This is a genomic window from Fibrobacter sp. UWH4, assembly GCF_900142475.1.
Taxonomy (GTDB): domain Bacteria; phylum Fibrobacterota; class Fibrobacteria; order Fibrobacterales; family Fibrobacteraceae; genus Fibrobacter.
In genome coordinates this window covers 109,833-127,433 of record NZ_FRAY01000003.1, presented here as the reverse complement: position 1 = coordinate 127,433, position 17,601 = coordinate 109,833, and the positions used below count along the sequence as shown (strand labels likewise).

At 53.1% G+C, this 17,601-nt stretch carries 12 protein-coding genes; all 12 read right to left on the bottom strand.

Features of this window, described 5'->3' with window-relative positions:
- Window positions 1-26 precede the first annotated feature (26 nt).
- The gene (locus tag BUA93_RS05875) at window positions 27-740 is read right to left on the bottom strand and encodes a polyprenol monophosphomannose synthase (protein WP_072978240.1); all 714 of its coding nucleotides are present in this window, start codon (window positions 738-740) and stop codon (window positions 27-29) included.
- Window positions 741-753: 13 nt separating this feature from the next.
- Window positions 754-1,689 carry a glycosyltransferase family 2 protein gene (locus tag BUA93_RS05870; RefSeq protein WP_072978239.1) on the bottom strand — a complete coding sequence of 312 codons (936 nt, stop codon included), beginning with the start codon at window positions 1,687-1,689 and terminating at the stop codon, window positions 754-756.
- Window positions 1,690-1,719: 30 nt separating this feature from the next.
- Entirely contained in the window at window positions 1,720-4,788 is a 3,069-nt protein-coding gene (locus BUA93_RS05865) for a glycosyltransferase family 117 protein (protein ID WP_254793881.1), read from the bottom strand.
- Between the two features lie 19 nt (window positions 4,789-4,807).
- Entirely contained in the window at window positions 4,808-5,242 is a 435-nt protein-coding gene (gene nusB / locus BUA93_RS05860; RefSeq protein WP_254793880.1) for a transcription antitermination factor NusB, read from the bottom strand.
- Window positions 5,243-5,409: 167 nt separating this feature from the next.
- Window positions 5,410-5,871, bottom strand: coding sequence for a 6,7-dimethyl-8-ribityllumazine synthase (gene ribH, locus BUA93_RS05855; protein WP_072978594.1), 462 nt, complete (start codon window positions 5,869-5,871; stop codon window positions 5,410-5,412).
- 3 nt (window positions 5,872-5,874) lie between these two features.
- Window positions 5,875-7,134: a bifunctional 3,4-dihydroxy-2-butanone-4-phosphate synthase/GTP cyclohydrolase II gene (locus BUA93_RS05850; protein ID WP_072978236.1), complete on the bottom strand. Its 1,260-nt coding sequence runs from the start codon at window positions 7,132-7,134 to the stop codon at window positions 5,875-5,877.
- Window positions 7,121-7,720 carry a riboflavin synthase gene (locus tag BUA93_RS05845; protein ID WP_072978235.1) on the bottom strand — a complete coding sequence of 200 codons (600 nt, stop codon included), beginning with the start codon at window positions 7,718-7,720 and terminating at the stop codon, window positions 7,121-7,123. The genes BUA93_RS05850 and BUA93_RS05845 overlap by 14 nt, the downstream gene beginning before the upstream one ends.
- Before the next feature lie 180 nt (window positions 7,721-7,900).
- Window positions 7,901-8,827: a DUF2279 domain-containing protein gene (locus BUA93_RS05840; RefSeq protein WP_254793879.1), complete on the bottom strand. Its 927-nt coding sequence runs from the start codon at window positions 8,825-8,827 to the stop codon at window positions 7,901-7,903.
- 101 nt (window positions 8,828-8,928) lie between these two features.
- Entirely contained in the window at window positions 8,929-9,894 is a 966-nt protein-coding gene (locus BUA93_RS05835; protein WP_139257819.1) for a hypothetical protein, read from the bottom strand.
- A gap of 160 nt (window positions 9,895-10,054) precedes the next feature.
- The gene (fabF, locus tag BUA93_RS05830) at window positions 10,055-11,287 is read right to left on the bottom strand and encodes a beta-ketoacyl-ACP synthase II (RefSeq protein WP_072978232.1); all 1,233 of its coding nucleotides are present in this window, start codon (window positions 11,285-11,287) and stop codon (window positions 10,055-10,057) included.
- A 184-nt stretch (window positions 11,288-11,471) separates the two neighbouring features.
- On the bottom strand, window positions 11,472-12,833 hold the full coding sequence (locus BUA93_RS05825) for a glutamate synthase subunit beta (RefSeq protein WP_072978231.1): 1,362 nt from the start codon (window positions 12,831-12,833) through the stop codon (window positions 11,472-11,474).
- A 143-nt stretch (window positions 12,834-12,976) separates the two neighbouring features.
- Window positions 12,977-17,419 (bottom strand): glutamate synthase large subunit, encoded by a 4,443-nt coding sequence (gltB, locus tag BUA93_RS05820; protein ID WP_072978230.1) that lies wholly within the window; start codon window positions 17,417-17,419, stop codon window positions 12,977-12,979.
- Window positions 17,420-17,601: the final 182 nt, after the last annotated feature.

Below are 17,601 nucleotides of genomic sequence, written 5' to 3'. Positions count from 1 at the left end.
TTCGGAATAAAAAATTTCCAAATTCATCACGCAAGTCCTAGGCGAAGTTTGAGCACCAGGAAAAACGCTTCGGAGATAATGCCGCCGCTCATCTTGGAGGTACCGCGGGTACGGTCCGTAAAGATGATGGGAATTTCCTTGACGCGGAGGCCCTTTTTCCAAATTTTGAAGGTCGTCTCGATCTGGAAGCAGTAACCATCGCTCTTCATTTTGTCGAGGTTCAAAGCCTGCAGGGCTTCGCGACGGAAGCACTTGAAGCCGCCCGTAGCATCGCTAATCGGGAGCCCCGTCACAATACGAGTGTAGACATTTGCACCGTAGCTGAGAATCAGGCGACGCAAATCCCAGTTCACCACGCTAATGCGGTGATTCTGGTAGCGGCTGCCGAGCACCAGGTCGGCTTCTTCGGCTGTTTCCAGAAAGCGGTTCAAGTCGGTCGGCGCATGGCTAAAGTCGGCGTCCATTTCGAACACACGTTCGTAGTCGCGTTCGAGAGCCCACTTGAAGCCCGTCACGTAAGCGGAGCCGAGGCCCATCTTGCCCTTACGGCGCAACAGGTGAATCCGCGGATTCTTAGCCGCCTCCGCTTCCACCATATCGCCCGTTCCATCGGGGCTACCGTCGTCTACCACGAGAATTTCGAGGCATTCGTTCTGCTTTAAAATGGCCTCCATAATGAGCAGGATATTTTCCTTCTCGTTATAGGTAGGCACAATGACCAAACTTTTGGGATACGCCATAAACAAACTTCTCCTAACCTAAATCTACAATTTCTCGAATGGATTCGGCCACAGGATAGCTCTGTTTTTTGCTTCCGTTCATCATTTCGCCCAAAAGGCCAAGCGACATGAACTGCACGCCCATCACCAGCGAGAATCCGCCCGCCAAAAGGAGCGGACGCACATGGAGAGCTCCCGTCTGCAGCCATTCATAGCCAAAGTAACCCGAAACGCCAAAACCGATGAGCATGAAGATCAGGCCGAGAAGCCCAAAGAAGTGGAGCGGCTTGGAGGCAAAGCTCCGCATAAACATCAACGACACCAGGTCAAGGAAACCGGACACCAGGCGGGACACGCCATACTTGGAAACACCGTGAACACGCGCACGGTGCGCCACGGGCATCTCGGTAATGCGGAAGCCCTGCCACTTGGCCATCACCGGGATAAAACGGTGGTAGTCACCGTACAGGTGGATAAAGCGCACCACGGAACTGCGATAAGCCTTGATGCCGCAGTTAAAATCGTGCAGACGCTGGCCGCAGACGATAGAAACCGTCAAGTTGAACAACTTGGAAGGCCAAGTCTTGTGCCACGGATCCAGGCGACGAATCTTCCAACCCGAAACAAGGTCGTAGCCGCTTTCCAGAATCTTGATCATCTTCGGAATTTCAAGGGGATCGTCCTGCAAGTCTCCGTCCAAGGTCGCCACGTACTTGCCACGCGCCTTGGAGAAACCGAAAGCGAGCCCTGCCGCCTTTCCGCAATTGAACTGGAAGCGGAAAGCGCGAATAAAGGAATACTCCTTCGACAAATTCTCAATCACGTCCCAAGTATTATCGCGGCTACCGTCATCGATAATGATTACTTCGAACTCGAAACCCGTCGGATTGATAGCGTCGACGATTTCCTTAAGGAGTTCGGGAAGATTTTCACTTTCTTCCTTGACCGGAATGACAAGACTCAAATCCATGAAATTACCTTAATTTATTTTCAAGCTCGATTATTCTGCGGCAGCAACCACCGCAGGTTCCTTTGCAGAATCCTTCTCGGCGGAATCCGTAGCGGGTTCAGCCGGAGCTTCGACCTTGAGCGGTTCGTCGGACATCATCTCGATCTGGCGACCACTCATGAGGAGACGTGCGCGACCGCCTTCTTCGTAGGCAGGCACGTTTTCGAGACCGCGGTTCAGCACTTCCTGAGCCTTGGCCTTCTGGCCTGCAGCTTCGTAGACAAATGCGGCAGCCCAGTAATTACGCCATTCCGAGGGGAACTGCTTCATACCCAATTCAAGGTACTTGGAAGCAGAGGCGGCAAGGCTATCCACCTGGGCCTTCTTTTCGGCCGTAAACGGATGGCTGTTGCGGAGGTTCGAAATCTTGTCGCGGGTATCGAACGAAATCTGCAGGTAAAGCGACACGTAGCCCGAAAGGAGACGTTCCGTTTCGCTGTTGATATAAGCGGTACCATCGCCAAGGCCACGGAACTTGAACACGGAATCAATCAGGTTTGCCGTGTACTTTGCATCGAAGGCGTTACGCTTCGGGTTCAGGTCACCCTTCACGAAGTTGTAGACCATGCCTTCTTGCACCATGTACTTTTCAAGACCCATGAAGTTGGACGTACCGACGGTCGTCGAAATTTCAATCGGCTTGTCCATATTCTGGAGAGCAAGGTCAATCACCAGCTTATGCTGCGTGAGCATCATGCCGCTACGGGTACGGTTAGCCCATTCGGTAAAAGCATCCCACACCTGGTAATGCACCTTGAACTGCATGAGCTTAGCGGAATCGGCCGCAGAAAGCTGCTGGCCTTCCATAGCATCGATACGGTTCTTGAGCTGCGGCATCAGGCGCTGGGCGTTTTTCACCCAAGTAGACACCTGATGGTTCGGGTTAGAAGCAGAGCTATTGTCGAGCACCATGTCGCGGTCGATAGCGGCCTTGTCGTAGCTGAGCTTCAGAATCGGCTCGTTGTCGAGCATCTGCTTGATGTACCAGTCGGTATTGCCGAGCGAGAGGTTCACCACGCGAACATCCTTACGCACACCAGCCACTTCCTGGGCAAACCAAAGCGGGAAGGTATCGTTGTCACCGTTCGTAAAGAGGATGGCGTTCGGACGGCAGCTATTGAGCAGGTTGAAAGCGTAATCCCAAGGTACCCAGAGGCCGGAACGATCATGTTCCTTGTAGTTCGAAATGCAGGGCACCAGGAAGGACACAGCCACCAAGGCGGCGGCCACCGGATTTGCAAAGGCGGCAAAGGAGGATGTCGCCACCATAAACACGAGGATACCAGCACCGATACCGTAAATCATACTCATGAAAATGAAGGCAGGCGTGTAGAAATAGTCACGTTCGCGGACTTCCAAATGCACGGCATCAGGGAACGGAGCGCGGGCACCCACCTGGGCAAAACCGTTCTCGATTTTCTGCCAGTTCTGCCAGACGGCAGAATTGGAGTAATCGTCGATTTCACGCTGCAGGGTTGCAAGCTGAGCATCGCTTGCACCGCGAGCCTTGAGCGTTTCCATACGGATCTTGGCATGCTCGATATTCTGACGCATGTCGATGAGTTCGTTCGGATCCGGAAGGGCCGTAATGCCCATACCACGGCTGTTCAAGTCCTGAACGTTGCGGCTCATTACGGAGACCCAGTAATCGTGTTCACGCTGCTCCATACGGGTGCCGTCGGCAAAGTTGATGTAGAACAGCAAGCCGAGGGAGCAAAGGGCGTAAAGCACAGAAACAAACACGCCCATGTTGCGGTTACGCTTCCAGACGAACACGCAAACCATGATCAAAAGGCCATTAAAGATCAGGAACATGAGGAACTGCGGCAGTGTCGCATCGCCCATGAAGCTCATCTGTGTGGGGAACTTGATTCCGAAACGTTCCACCGGCTGGTTGTCTGCAGCATCGAAGGTATAGATGCCGTTAGCATAGTTCACGTCGCCAACCTTGTAAGGCAGGTACTGCGCCATCTGGTATCCACCGTAACCCATATGCGGGAACGAGAGGAACTGGTGGCTCACGCGGGCACGACGGTAGAAGGCACGGCTAATCATACTTTCGGAGCCGTACTGCTTACGTTCGATGAAGTTATTGAAGGCGACCCAGTTTTCGTCCTTGAACAGGTTACCGAGCTGGAAGTTCCCCTGCTCGTCGCGGATGTTGATTTCAGGATCGTTTTCGTCGATAATCGGGTTCAGTTCCGAACGAATCGGAATGTAGAGGTGCGTGCTGTAACCGATCAGGGCGAAGAACGCGAAAGCCAGGGAAAGACGCATGCTGCGCTGAACACCCTTGTTCTTGATGGGCTTTGCAAGGCAAAGGATCGAAAGAGCAATCAGGCAGATGAACGAGACTTCGATAAAGGCGGACACCATGTAGATGACGGAGCAAAGGAGCGTACCCGTAATCCAGATAGGAATGCGTTCCACAATCTTCTTGGGTTCCGCCACGAGCAGGAGTGCAAACACAGCAGGCACCGTAAGCATGGTGTAAAGATGAGCGCCCACGCCGAGGAACGCGATGTAGCAAATAAAGATGAGGATGCGGTCGCTGTATTCTTCGTTACGCTTGTTGTACCAGACGAGGCCAAGGTAAGAAACGAGCATCAAGATAAGCATGGCGATGCCGTAGACTTCGGCTTCGACAGCGTTGAACCAGAAGGTGTCGGAAAAAGTCAGGAGGAAACCGGCCACGAGAGCGGCAGAGCCAAGCACAGCCGTGCGGACCTTACCGGTAATCTTTTCGGCCAAAGCATCAGTCTTAAGGACAGTCGCCAACAGTTCCCAGGCAAAGAGAGCCGTCACATAGACGGTCGCGGCGGAACTCACCACCGAGATGTAGTTCACGCGCTTCGCAATTTCACCCACGAACGGGAGCAGCACGATGACTGCGCGGGCAAGGAACACAAAGAAGGGCGTTCCAGGAGGATGCGGAATGCCAAGCGTATTGGCGCAAGCGACAAATTCGCCACAGTCCCAGAAGCTGACCGTGGGGGCCATCGTGAGTACATACACGACCAGAGCCACGAGAGCAGCAATGCCAGCGAAGATATGTTTCATCCATTTTTCCTTGAGCATCTTACTTTTCCTTGGGTTCGGTGACAACCATGCCACGGTTACGCATAAAGCCGGTCAAAAGGCCATTGACAAAGGAATCCGAATTGTCGGTGCTGTACTTGGCGGCAATCTGGACCGCTTCGGTAATGGCGACCTTCATCGGAATTTCGGGAACATAGGAAAGTTCCACCATCGCAATGCGGAGAATAATGCGATCAAGGCTCGCCATACGCTCGATGTCCCAATGGGCGGCGGCAGTCTTGATATTGTCATCAAGTTCTTCGCGATGGGCCTGCACCAGGTCCACCAGCTTCATTCCGTACTTTTTCTGTTCTGCGTGAAGGGGCTGGGATTCGAGAACTCCCGGAAGAGCCTCCCCCGCCGTAACACCGGCAATTTCCATCGCGTACAACAGTTGCATCGCAAATACACGAGCGGGTCTGTAACTAATCTTCATAATCAGGTTTCAGGTTTAAGGTTTCAGGTATGAGGTCGCGCCCTACGGTCGCTTTGAGGTTTGAGCACGGTCGCCTGTGGTTCCCTTTGAGTTCATTTTAATCGCGCCGCAGGCGCCATTCTTTAGCTCAAAGCCTTGCTTAGCAAGGCGTCCTCATCGCTCATTACTCATACCTCTTTATACAAATTTGCCATTTCGACGGCGGTGGATGCCCAGCTTGCGCCGAGGTTGCCGGCCTTGAGGCCTGCACGGTTCATCGCCTGGTCCACGGTGTCGGTGGTGAGGATTCCAAGAATCACGGGGAGCTTGCCTTCGGCGGCGATGTTTGCGATACCGCCGGTAGAAGCGTTTACTACCACGTCGTAGTGGCTGGTCTCGCCGCGAATCACGGCGCCGAGCGCCATCACGGCACTGTACTTGCCGCTGTCAGCGAGGCGACGGCACACGCCCGGAAGTTCGAATGCGCCAGGCACATGCGCGACGGTGATATCCTTGTCGGCAACGCCGAGAAGTTCCAGCTGACGCACGGCCCCTTCCAGGAGCTTGTCCGTCACGACCTCGTTAAAGCGGGCAACGGCGATTGCCACCTTGAGGCCACTACCATTGAGGGAATTCTTGATTTCGTTCACCATTTATTTTTCCTCTTTCAAATTCTCTTGGGACGCAATGCCTGCAGCACCGGCAGCTTCATCGACATGCAGCTGGTGCCCCATCTTTTTCTGCTTCGTGAGCAGGTAGAACAGGTTTTCCTTGTTCGGCTTGATTTCGATTGGCACGCGTTCCACAATCTTAAGGCCATAAGCCGTAATGCCCGAAATCTTGCTCGGGTTATTCGTCAAGAGACGCATTTCCTTGACGCCGAGGTCTGCCAAAATCTGGGCGCCCGTACCGTACTGACGCAGGTCCGACTTGAACCCAAGGTGCAGGTTCGCTTCGACCGTGTCCATGCCCTTTTCTTGCAACTCGTAGGCGCGGAGCTTGTTGCAAAGACCGATTCCACGGCCTTCCTGGCCGCGCATGTAAAGGAACACGCCGCCGTGCTCGCCGATGAACTTCATGGCGGCGGCCAGCTGTTCGCCGCAGTCGCAGCGAAGACTGCCAAAGATATCGCCCGTAAGGCATTCGCTATGAACGCGCACGTAAACCGGCTTGCTGAAGTCGGGGTTTCCGGCAACCCAGGCCACATGTTCTACGCCATCGGTCTTGCTGCGGTAAGCGTAAGCGGTAAAATCACCGTACTTGGTCTGCACATGCGGAGCGGCTACGCGCTGCACGAGCTTTTCATTTTTCAGGCGGTAATCGATGAGGTCGTGGATCGAGATAATCTTGAGGTTAAACTTCTTCGCCACTTCCTGAAGTTGCGGCATGCGAGCCATGGTGCCGTCTTCGTTCATGATTTCGATAAGGGCGGCTGCAGGTCTTAGTCCAGCAAGCTTTGCGAGATCGACTGCGGCTTCAGTATGGCCTGCGCGACGGAGTACGCCCTCTTCCTGGGCGTACAGGGGCGAAATATGCCCCGGCCGCCCAAAGTCGCTGGGCTTGGAATTCGGGTCCGAAAGCGCTAGAATCGTCGCCGCACGGTCGTGAGCGGATACACCCGTGGTGCAGCCTTCAATTTTATCGACCATGATGGTAAACGGAGTCCCGAGAATCGAGGTATTCTCGGCGGTCTGCCGCGTGAGGTTCAGTTCATGGCAACGCTTAATCGGGAGCGGTGCGCAAAGCACGCCACGACCTTCGTGAAGCATGAAGTTCACCTTTTCGGGCGTAATCTTTTCGGCAGCGATGACAAAGTCGCCTTCGTTTTCGCGGTCTTCGTCGTCGACCACAATCAAAAACTTGCCGTTCTTAAAATCTTCGATGGCCTCTTCAATGGTATTAAGCAAGGTCACGTTCCTTCAGATAATTTTCAATATACTTGCCGAGCATGTCGACTTCCACATTCACGATGGTTCCCGGAACCCAGTTGCGCAGGTTCGTGCGGGCCAAGGTTTCAGGGATAATACACACGCGAATGGAATCTTCGAACTTTTCAGCGACCGTCAGGCTGATTCCGTTGAGCGAAATCGAACCGCGGCGAATCACGTAGCGACGCAAATCCGCCGGAAGTTTCAAATCCACTTCCACACCCGTTTCACGCGGAGTCACCTTGATGACTTCGGTAATGCAGTCCACATGGCCCATCACAAAGTGACCGCCCATAAAGCTGTCTGCACGGCACGGAAGTTCCAGATTCACCAACTTGCCGACAGCGGCCTGCTTAAAAGCCGTGTTTTCGACTGTCTGGTGCATCAGGCAGAAAGTAGCTTCGTCATCGGTGCAAGATTCAATGGAAAGACAAACACCGTCGTTGGCGACACTGTCGCCCAACTTACAATTTTTAAAAAAGCCCGGTGACTTAAGGCGCATGGTAAGCGCATCGCCCCTACTTTCGATAGAAACGATTTCACCGGTAGATTGAATAATTCCCGTAAACATACGGCACAAATATAGAAATTCAGAATTCAGAATTCTGAATTCGGAGTGTTATAAGTAGGATATAACTCCTACAAATAAGTAAGCCGAACATTGTACAGTTACTTGCGAACCTATAATTTAGGCAAGCATTTGAAGTTTATACAAATCTGAAATCTGAAATCTGAAATCCGAATTCCGAACTCAGAACTTAATCGGGTACAGCAAATACCAGTGGAATTCGGGATAAACTTGCACGGTCGGGGCCGGCAGCTTGAAGTAATTCAGGTACTTCACGATGGTGCGCGCCATACGGCTCTGCGGGCGGAAAGCTTCCAGGTCGTAATCCAGCGCAATATAGACTTCACGATGCGGGTGCGGATCCCCCGTAAACACGCCCTCGTCGATACTGAGACCCGCCGCCAGGGCAAGCCAGCTCGGATAATACGCACGGGCGGCCTTCGGCAACAGGCGATAAACCTTGAACGAAGCCCAGAAGGTCTGATTGCAGTAATCATCCGTAAACACGCCCGTATCACTTTGTCTGTAATACGCCTTGGAATTGATCCAGTAACTCCACTTGAGATCCACATACTTGAACACGGGAACATAGCGCTCTGCCATAGGCAGAAAGCCTCCCAAGGTACCCGACAATACGTCGAAAACGCTAAAGCCCCACTTGGGCGCAAAGCCGTCCTTCACATCAATCGCCACATGCGTCGCAAAAGCAGAAAGTCCCGCAAAAAGGTAAGAGTTGAACTCGGAAATTCCCGCCCAACGGTAAGCCTCGTAGAAGGTTTCGCCCATCATGACACCCGAAGCGAAATGTCCGAGCTTGTCCAGGTTCAGGGCATAGTCAAAGTCATTCTCGAAATGGAAATCGTTCCCCTGTTCGTCCCACCATCCCTTGTGGAAAACGAGCCAGTAGGCTGCACCGTAGGCAATCAGGACCGTCGAGGCCACGCCCACGCCCTTGGCAATCGAAAGCTCGGTCGTATCACCGGGGTCTTCGCTGCGGTAATCCCACGTAGAATCGCGCCAGGTCGGCGGATCGTAAGGGGCGGCCTGCAAGGAAATGCTTGCAAACAGGAGCGTCACCAGCGCAATCGATAGGGAACGAAAAAATTTCACGGGGACAAAGATAGAAAAAAACAGGCAGACTAATTAATTTGCGGACTAAATTGAGGGCTTTTTAATTACTTGTGTCATTCAACTCATCAAGGCTCTCTACATCAGTCTACATTATAAAGTATCTTCATTTTTTTTACAATTTCAGGAAAATCAAGCTCATTCACTACAAATAATTGAAATCCTTTTTTGAAAACAAATCGAACAATTCCATTTTTATCTGTTTCCTTTTTATATGGGATGGTTTCATCAAAGAAAAAAGTTCTTTCTCCATAATGATTTCTAAGGACAAAACCGTTTTTAAACCACTTTATCTCAAGTATTGCCAAGGAATGAATATAAGCACGAAAAAAGCCAAATGATGCAATCAGAAAACATATTGCCGGAGAATATCCATCTCTTTCAGGAATTTTCAAAAAAATTAGAATTAATAAAATTAGCGAACAAAAAAATTCTACAAAGATTAGAGGCTTTCCTCCAGAAGTTGCCATCGGATAATAAACGACTTGTTCGTCTCCTTTTTCATCACATTTTATGTTTTTTTCAGTTAATTCACTTTGATTTTTGATTATCTTTTTCACAACCTTTGGGTAGTCACTTTCATCTAGTCGAAATGTTTGCCATCCTTTTTTGAAAATTAGGTAATGATTTCCAAAATTCGTTATTTCAGACTTATAGATTGCCTGTTTACCTAACAAGAATTCCTTTTTCCCATAGCGCGTAACCAATACAAATTTATCTTTGAGCCATTTTACTTTCAAAACTTTCTTTGAGAAAGTATAAACAAAGAACGCCAAAAAAAGTTCCATCGGCACGAAAAAGAACCACAGAAAGCCTTTCTCTTCTATCATGCACCATGCTACTACGCCCAATATCATAAGGCTTACCATATAGAGGATCGCCATAACGTTTACAACAAACTTGTCGGTTTCTAATTTAAAGATTGTTCCGTCTTCAAAAGATTCATCATCAAAAATTTCTCTTTTTTTAACATTCTTTTTTTTCTTCTGCAATGACGGGGCCTTACCGTAATTCGGATTCAAAGCGTCACACCACAGACAACGGGGCATATCGTCTTCATATTTTCGATTGCATTTTGGACAAATCATTTTCCGCCTTTAAAAGTTTGTATACCCATTACAGCCGACATAACAATCGTTATAGAATATAAAAAAGCCCCCGGAGGACAATCTCCAGAAGGCTTTTGTAAATGTGGAATGTGGGATGCGACTAGTTGCGGCCGAGGAGCAGCACGCTGTTCTGGCCACCGAAGCCGAAGCTGTCGGACATGGCGTAGTTGAACGAGTGGCTGGTGTTCTTGTTGGCGCACACATCGAGGTGGATGCGTTCGTCCTGGTTGAACACGTTCGTGGTCGCGTGAATCATCTGATTCTGCAAGGACTTCACGGTGATGATGGCTTCGAGAGCACCGGCGGCGCCGAGAGCGTGGCCGATCATGCACTTGGAAGAGTTCACCTTGAGGCTGTCGGTGGCGCCGGCAAAGACCTTTTCGAGTGCGGAGCATTCAGCAACGTCGCCGAGCGGAGTCGAAGTACCGTGGGTGTTCACGTAGCCCACATCCTTCGGGGAAATACCGGCTTCGCGGAGAGCCATTTCGATAGCGAGGCGGACGCCTTCGCCGTCTTCACGCGGAGCAGACATATGGTGAGCATCAGCGCTCACGCCGATACCAGCCACGCGAGCGAGAATGTTGGCGCCACGCTTCTTAGCGTGCGTAAGGCTTTCGAGAACGAGAATGCCAGAACCTTCACCGATCACGAAACCGTCGCGGTCCTTATCGAACGGGCGGGATGCCGTCGTCGGATCGTCGTTGCGCTTGCTCAAGGCCTTCATAGAGGTAAAGCCAGCGAGAGCGACATTGTTCACGGTTTCGTCGGTACCACCGGCGAGCATGATATCGGCGCGGCCCAAGCGGATTTGGTCGTAGGCGGCGGCGATAGAGTGGTTAGAGGTTGCGCATGCGGAAACCACTGCGTAGCAGGGGCCCATCCAGCCGGTGCGGTTGGAAACTTCACCAGCGGGCATGTTCACGATAGACATCGGAATGAAGAACGGGGACACGCGGCTCGGGCCACGGTTCGAAAGCGAAACGACGGAATCGCTATAGATCTGCATACCGCCGATACCGGAACCGATAATCACGCCAGAACGGGTCGGATCTTCGTTTTCAGGAGAAATACCGGCGTTCTTAAGAGCCTGGAAAGAAGCATACACAGCGTACTGGATGCACCTAGAGAGGCGGGACGAATCGCGCGGGGAAATAAATTCAGAACCATCGAATTCCTTGACGGCGGCAGCTATCTTGATCGGATAGTTGGTCACGTCGAAGCGATCGATCGTTGCGAGTCCGGATTTACCTTCCAGCAGGTTGTTCCAAAGGAGTTCCGGCGTATTGCCGAGGGCGGAAACACACCCCATACCAGTGATTACGACTTCTTCCATAATGCGCCCAAATATAGAAAAAAAGCAAACTTACTTTCTAGTATTTTATCCTTAATTTGTAGAATTATATGACATTTTTATTACTTTTTTACCACAAAACAACAAATAAGCTGTTTTTTGCCCCTAAAAAAAGACAAGTCGTCGCTAGGACAACCTGTCTTTTGTGGAGTCAAGATACTTTTTTCTACAACGAAATCACGACTCGCTTCGCATCGGCCATGGCACGAACCACGAGGGAAGCACCGTTGGCGCAGTCGCCCACCGCATAGATGTGCCGTGCGGGGTCCGGGATAATCGCTGTTCGCGGAGTGAGCTGCAGGCCAAGGTCGTTCACCAGGCCCTCGGCAGGCACTCCGGTAAAGCCCATGGCAAGCACCACCAGGTCGGTATCGATGACCTCGGTAGAATTCGGGACTTCGTTCGGCTTAAGCGGACGGCCCTGCGGGGACATTTCCCATTCCACGCGGACAGCTTCGACACCGGCCACGCGACCATCCTTCACGATGAACTGCTTGGACGACACATTCCAGCGGCGTTCGCCACCTTCGTGCTGGGCATAGCTCGTGCGCAGCATGTACGGCCAATCCGGCCACGGCGTAGACGGAGAACGTTCCTCAGGCGGCTTGGGCATGAATTCCACCTGGAGTACACTTTCGCATCCTTCGCGGATGGCCTTACCCACGCAGTCGTTACCCGTATCGCCACCGCCAATCACCAGAACCTTGCGACCCTTGGCGCTGAACTTTTCGGGATTGGTTTCGCCCGGCATTTCGGCACCGTGCAAGAAATCTAGAGCAAGGAAAATACCTTCGGCTTCGCGGCCCGGGATTTTCAAGTCACGGGCGTTCGGTGTACCGATGGCGAGGAACACCTCGTCAAAATTCTTGTGGATGTATTCCGCCGCGATGTCCTTACCGATTTCGGTATTGTAGACAAACTTGATTCCAGCGGATTCCAACAGGGCGATACGACGGTCGATAATGGACTTGTCAAGCTTCCAGTTCGGGATGCCGTAACGCAGCAGGCCACCCGCCTTTTCGCGTTTTTCATAAACGGTAACAGAATAACCCTTACGGCGCAAGGCCTCGGCAGCAAAGAGCCCCGAAGGACCAGAACCGATAACTGCCGCAGTCTTCCCGTTCGGTTCAGCCGTCGGGAGTACCACGCGACCTTCCTCGAAGGCTGTCTCGATGATGAATTTCTCGATCTGGCGCACCATCACCGGATCGTTATGCACGTTACCAGTACAGGCGGATTCGCAGAGCGCAGGGCAAACGCGGCCCGTAAACTCAGGGAAAAACGCTGTCTTGCTGATGATATCGTAGGCCCGTTCCGCATTCCCGGCGGCAATAGCCGCATTGAATTCAGGGACGAGATTACCGAGCGGGCAACCTGCACCATGGCAGAACGGAATACCGCATGTATGGCAGCGTTCCGCCTGGCCGATGATTTCGATTGAAGTGAGCTTGCGCTCGACTTCGTTGTTGTCCTTGACACGCTCTTCGACAGGGCGGTAGATGTCTGCGATTCGGTTAGTTTGCTGCATAATAACTCCGTAAAAGCTATGAGGTCGGCGTTACACGCCTTTGAGGTATGGGGTCGTGCCCCACAGGGGCACTTTGAGTATTATAATCGCGCCAAAGGCGCCAAACCATTACTCAAAGCGACCGAAGGGAGCGAGCTCATCCCTCAAAGCCTTGCTTGCAAGGCGCGCTCACCTCCTTTCAAAAGTGCGTTCCTGTAATCCACCGGGAAAATCTTCACGAACTTCGGACGTTCGCTATTCCAGTTCTCGAGAATGCGCTTGCCCTTCTCGCTGCCAGTCGCCTCCACGTGCTGCTTGATGATATCGAGCAGTTCGCTTTCGCTCTCGGTGCCCGGAAGTACGCTTTCCAGGTCGGCGGAATCCACGTTGCAGCTCAGGTCAAAATGCCCCGTCTCATCATAGACATAGGCAAAGCCACCTGTCATACCTGCGGCGAAATTCACGCCCACGCGACCAAGCACTACAACGCGACCGCCAGTCATGTATTCGCAGCCGTGGTCACCCACGCCTTCGCTGACCAGAAGCATGCCCGAGTTGCGGATGCCGAAGCGTTCGCCCGCGAGGCCGTTGATGAAAATCTTGCCCGAGGTTCCGCCGTAACCGATGACGTTACCCGCAATCACGTTGTCTTCGGCCTTGAAGCTTGCATTGCTAGGCGGGCGCACGATAATCTTACCGCCCGAAAGACCCTTGCCCATAAAATCGTTGGCTTCGCCCTGCAAATCGAGAGTGATACCCGGAGCGAGGAATGCACCGAAGCTCTGGCCCGCGACACCCTGCAGGTGAATCTTGATGGTATCTTCGGGGAGGCCCTTCACACCGAAGTGTTCATCCACCTCGCCGGAAAGTTCCGTACCCACCGTACGGTCAACGTTGTGCACCACCGTGCAAAGTTCCACCGAAGCGCCACTCTTGAGAGTGTCGACCACAAACGGCAGGAGTTCACGACGGTCGAAGTTTTCAAGCGGTTCCTTCACGAAGTTCTTGTCGAAGGACTTTATACCGCCATCAACAGTTTCGAAAATCTTGGAGAAGTCCAGGTTGTGCGCCTTGTAGAAGGCAATCGCCTCGTCCCGTTCCAGCAAATCGCTACGGCCGCAGGCTTCCGCCAACGAGCGCAGGCCAAGGCTTGCGAGAATCTCGCGAACTTCGTCGGCAATGAAGTAGAGGAAGTTTTCCACGTATTCGGGCTTGCCCGCAAAACGCTTGCGGTATTCAGGATCCTGCGTAGCGATACCCATGGGGCACTGGTTCGTATGGCACTTGCGGTCCATCACGCAGCCAAGGCTCACGAGAAGGTTCGTCGCAAATCCGAACTCTTCGGCACCGAGGAGGGCGGCCACCACCACGTCGCGGCCCGTCTTGAGCTGGCCATCCACCTGGAGCTTGATGCGCCCGCGCAAATCGTTCAGCACCAGCGTCTGTTCCGCTTCGGCAATGCCCAGTTCCCACGGGAGGCCGGCATGCTTGATGGATGTCAGCGGAGATGCACCCGTACCGCCATCGTGACCGGAAATCAGCACCACGTCGGCATGGGCCTTCGCCACACCTGCGGCAATCGTGCCCACACCTACTTCGGATACGAGCTTCACGGAAACACGGGCCTTCGGGTTGGCGTTGCGCAGGTCGTAAATCAGCTGCGCCAGGTCTTCGATGGAGTAAATATCGTGATGCGGTGGCGGAGAAATCAGCGACACGTTCGGAATGGAGTGACGGATGCGTGCAACGAACTCGTTCACCTTGTGCGCCGGCAGCTGGCCACCTTCACCGGGCTTTGCGCCCTGGGCCATCTTGATTTGCAAATCCTTCGCATGGCGCAGGTAATCGATGGTCACGCCAAAGCGGCCCGATGCCACCTGGCGGATGGCAGAACTACGGATATCGCCGTTCGGGGCGGGCGTATCGCGGTCAGGGTCTTCACCACCTTCACCGCAGTTGCTCATGGCACCGATGCGGTTCATCGCAATGGCAATCGTCTCGTGGGCTTCGGGGCTCAAGGAACCCAGGCTCATTGCACCAGCCACAAAATGCTTCACGATAGATTCGCGAGATTCAACTTCAGAAATATCAATCGGCGTTGCAGCCTTGAACTTGAAGAGCCCGCGCAAAGTCGCCTGACGTTCGGACTGGTCATTAATCAGCTTGCTGTAGACCTTGAACTTCTCATAGTCGCCACCCTGCACCGCCTGGCGGAATGCGGCAAGAGACTGCGGAGTCCACAGGTGCTTCTCGCCTTCCTTGCGGAATGCATACTGGCCGCCCGACTGCAGAACCTTACTTGCATCGGCAAACGCAATCTTCTGGCGCTCACCCACTTCACGGGCAATCTCTTCGAGGCCGATACCTTCGATGCGGCTTGCGGTACCCGGCAGGAACTTCTCGATGAGTTCGCGGTTCAGGCCCACGGCTTCGAAAATTTGTGCACTGCGGTAGCTGCGGAGGGTAGAAATACCCATCTTGCTCATAATCTTGAGCAGGCCCTTATCGACAGCCTTTACATAATTTGCAGCAGCCGTCACCGGATCCACATCCAGGTCTCCGTTGTGACACATGTTGGTGATGCTTTCAAACGCGAGATACGGGTTGATGACCGTGGCACCGTAACCGAGGAGCAGGGCAAAGTGCATCACTTCGCGGACTTCGCCGCTCTGCACGATCAAGCCGATTTCGGGGCGAACACCCGCTTCCACCAGGGCGCGGTTCACGCAAGCCGTCGCGAGAAGCGAAGGTATAGGCACGTAGCCCCAGTCAATATTCTTGTCCGAAAGCACGATAATATCGTAGTTGTCCTGCACGGCGCGCACGGCATCGCCAGCCAAGTTCTGCAGGGCCGCTTCCAGCACGGAACCGTCACCGCCCAGCGGGAACTGCATCTTGAGCACCTTCGCCTTGAAAGCCTTGTCGCCGATATTTTCAAAGCGGCGAATTTCGTCTTCGCTCACAATCGGGCGCGGAATCTTGATGAGGTGCGCCTGCTCCGGAGTCTCTTCCAGGATGTTGCCGTGGTTCCCAATGTAGGTCGTAAGGCTCATCACCAGCTCTTCGCGGATCGGGTCAATCGGCGGGTTAGTCACCTGGGCGAACAGCTGTTTGAAGTAGTTGAACAACGGCTGCGGCTTGTCCGAAAGCACGGCCAGCGCGGCATCGTTACCCATAGAGCCAATCGGCTCTGCACCGTTCTTCGCCATGGGCTGCAAAATGATGGAGAGGTCTTCGGCAGAATAGCCAAAACGCTTCTGCTGCACCAGAATGTCGTCGGGAACGTCGGACGGGTTGATTTCACTGAAGAGCCCGCGAACGCTCATCTTGTTTTCGGCAACCCAGCGGCGGTAAGGCTTGGCGCGGGCTACCTGCGCCTTCATCTCCGCATTCTTCAAAATGCGGTGGTTTTCCAGGTCCAAATAAATGATTTCGCCGGGCTTGAGGCGGCCCTTTTCTTCCACCTCGTCATCGCGGAGGTCGAGCACGCCCGTCTCGGAGGCCATCACGAAAAGACCGTCTTTACACAGAGTGTAACGCGCCGGACGAAGGCCGTTGCGGTCGAGAATCGCACCCGCATTCACGCCATCGCTGAACGCCACGGCAGCAGGGCCATCCCACGGTTCCATGAGCATGGATTCGTATTCAAAGAACCCGCGCACGTCGCGGCCCAGGTAATGTTTCTTGCCCCAGGCCTGAGGCATGAGCATCATCATCGCATGCGGAAGGCTACGACCCGCAGCGACGAGGAGCTCAAACATGTTGTCAAGGCTGGCCGAGTCACTCTGCCCCGCCGGAACGAGCGGCAAAAGCTTCTGCAAATCGTCACCGATAATTTCGCTCTTCAGGTGCGGTTCGCGGGCGCGCAGACTGTTGAGGTTACCGCGCAGGGTGTTGATTTCGCCGTTGTGAGCGAGGTAGCGGAACGGATGCGCCAGCGGCCATGTGGGGAACGTGTTCGTGGAGTAGCGTTGGTGAACAAGGGCAATCGGGCTCTCGAAATCGAGATCGTTCAAGTCCTTGTAGAAGCCTTCAATCTGGCTCGCCAGAAGCAGGCCCTTATAGACGATGCTACGGCGGCTGCAACTGCAAACATATAAGCCATTGCAAGCCTTTTCCATCAGGCGGCGAACCACATACAACTTAATATCAAACGCACCGTCGTTTTCAAACGCAGTTCCGTCAAAGAACACCTGGCGGATATGCGGCAAGGTTTCGCGGGCCGTGCGGCCAATCTTTTCAGGATTCACCGGCACCTCGCGGAAGTTCAGCACCTTCACGCCCTCGGCAGCGGCAATCTCCTTGATCTTCGCATCAAAGGCATCGGCATCCAGCGTATTGTCCACAAAGGACATCGCCACGCCGTAGCGGGCAGGGAGTTCCGGATTCACCTTGCGGAAAAACTTGTGGGGCATCGAAAGCAAGAGACCCGCACCGTCGCCGGTTTCCGGGTCTCCACCTGCTGCACCGCGGTGCATGAGCCTCTTCAAAACGGTAATGCCCTGCAGCACAATCTGGTGCGAGGCAACATTATTAATATTGGCGACCAGGCCGACACCGCAGGCATCGTGTTCGTTGGCCGGATCGTAAAGTGCTTGAGCGTTCATAAAATTCCTTTTCTTGTTTTTTGCGCTCTGTTTATGCAAAAACCGTGCCAAATCTCAGCACAACCCGCCAATTATTGAAAAGGCAGAAAGAATATGTAAAATAATAAGGAAAACCTACAAGTTCAGGAAAATTTTAAATTCCATAAATTGTAAAAAGACACAACAATATTACATTTTCCGTA

Bases quoted from the DNA above. Each gene is read 5' to 3' on its own strand.
- gltB (WP_072978230.1), bottom strand. From the start codon at position 17,419: ATGAACGCTCAAGCACTTTACGATCCGGCCAACGAACACGATGCCTGC.
- BUA93_RS05875 (WP_072978240.1), bottom strand. From the start codon at position 740: ATGGCGTATCCCAAAAGTTTGGTCATTGTGCCTACCTATAACGAGAAG.
- BUA93_RS05865 (WP_254793881.1), bottom strand. From the start codon at position 4,788: ATGAAACATATCTTCGCTGGCATTGCTGCTCTCGTGGCTCTGGTCGTG.
- BUA93_RS05870 (WP_072978239.1), bottom strand. From the start codon at position 1,689: ATGGATTTGAGTCTTGTCATTCCGGTCAAGGAAGAAAGTGAAAATCTT.
- BUA93_RS05825 (WP_072978231.1), bottom strand. From the start codon at position 12,833: ATGCAGCAAACTAACCGAATCGCAGACATCTACCGCCCTGTCGAAGAG.
- BUA93_RS05835 (WP_139257819.1), bottom strand. From the start codon at position 9,894: ATGCCCCGTTGTCTGTGGTGTGACGCTTTGAATCCGAATTACGGTAAG.
- fabF (WP_072978232.1), bottom strand. From the start codon at position 11,287: ATGGAAGAAGTCGTAATCACTGGTATGGGGTGTGTTTCCGCCCTCGGC.
- nusB (WP_254793880.1), bottom strand. From the start codon at position 5,242: ATGAAGATTAGTTACAGACCCGCTCGTGTATTTGCGATGCAACTGTTG.
- BUA93_RS05845 (WP_072978235.1), bottom strand. From the start codon at position 7,720: ATGTTTACGGGAATTATTCAATCTACCGGTGAAATCGTTTCTATCGAA.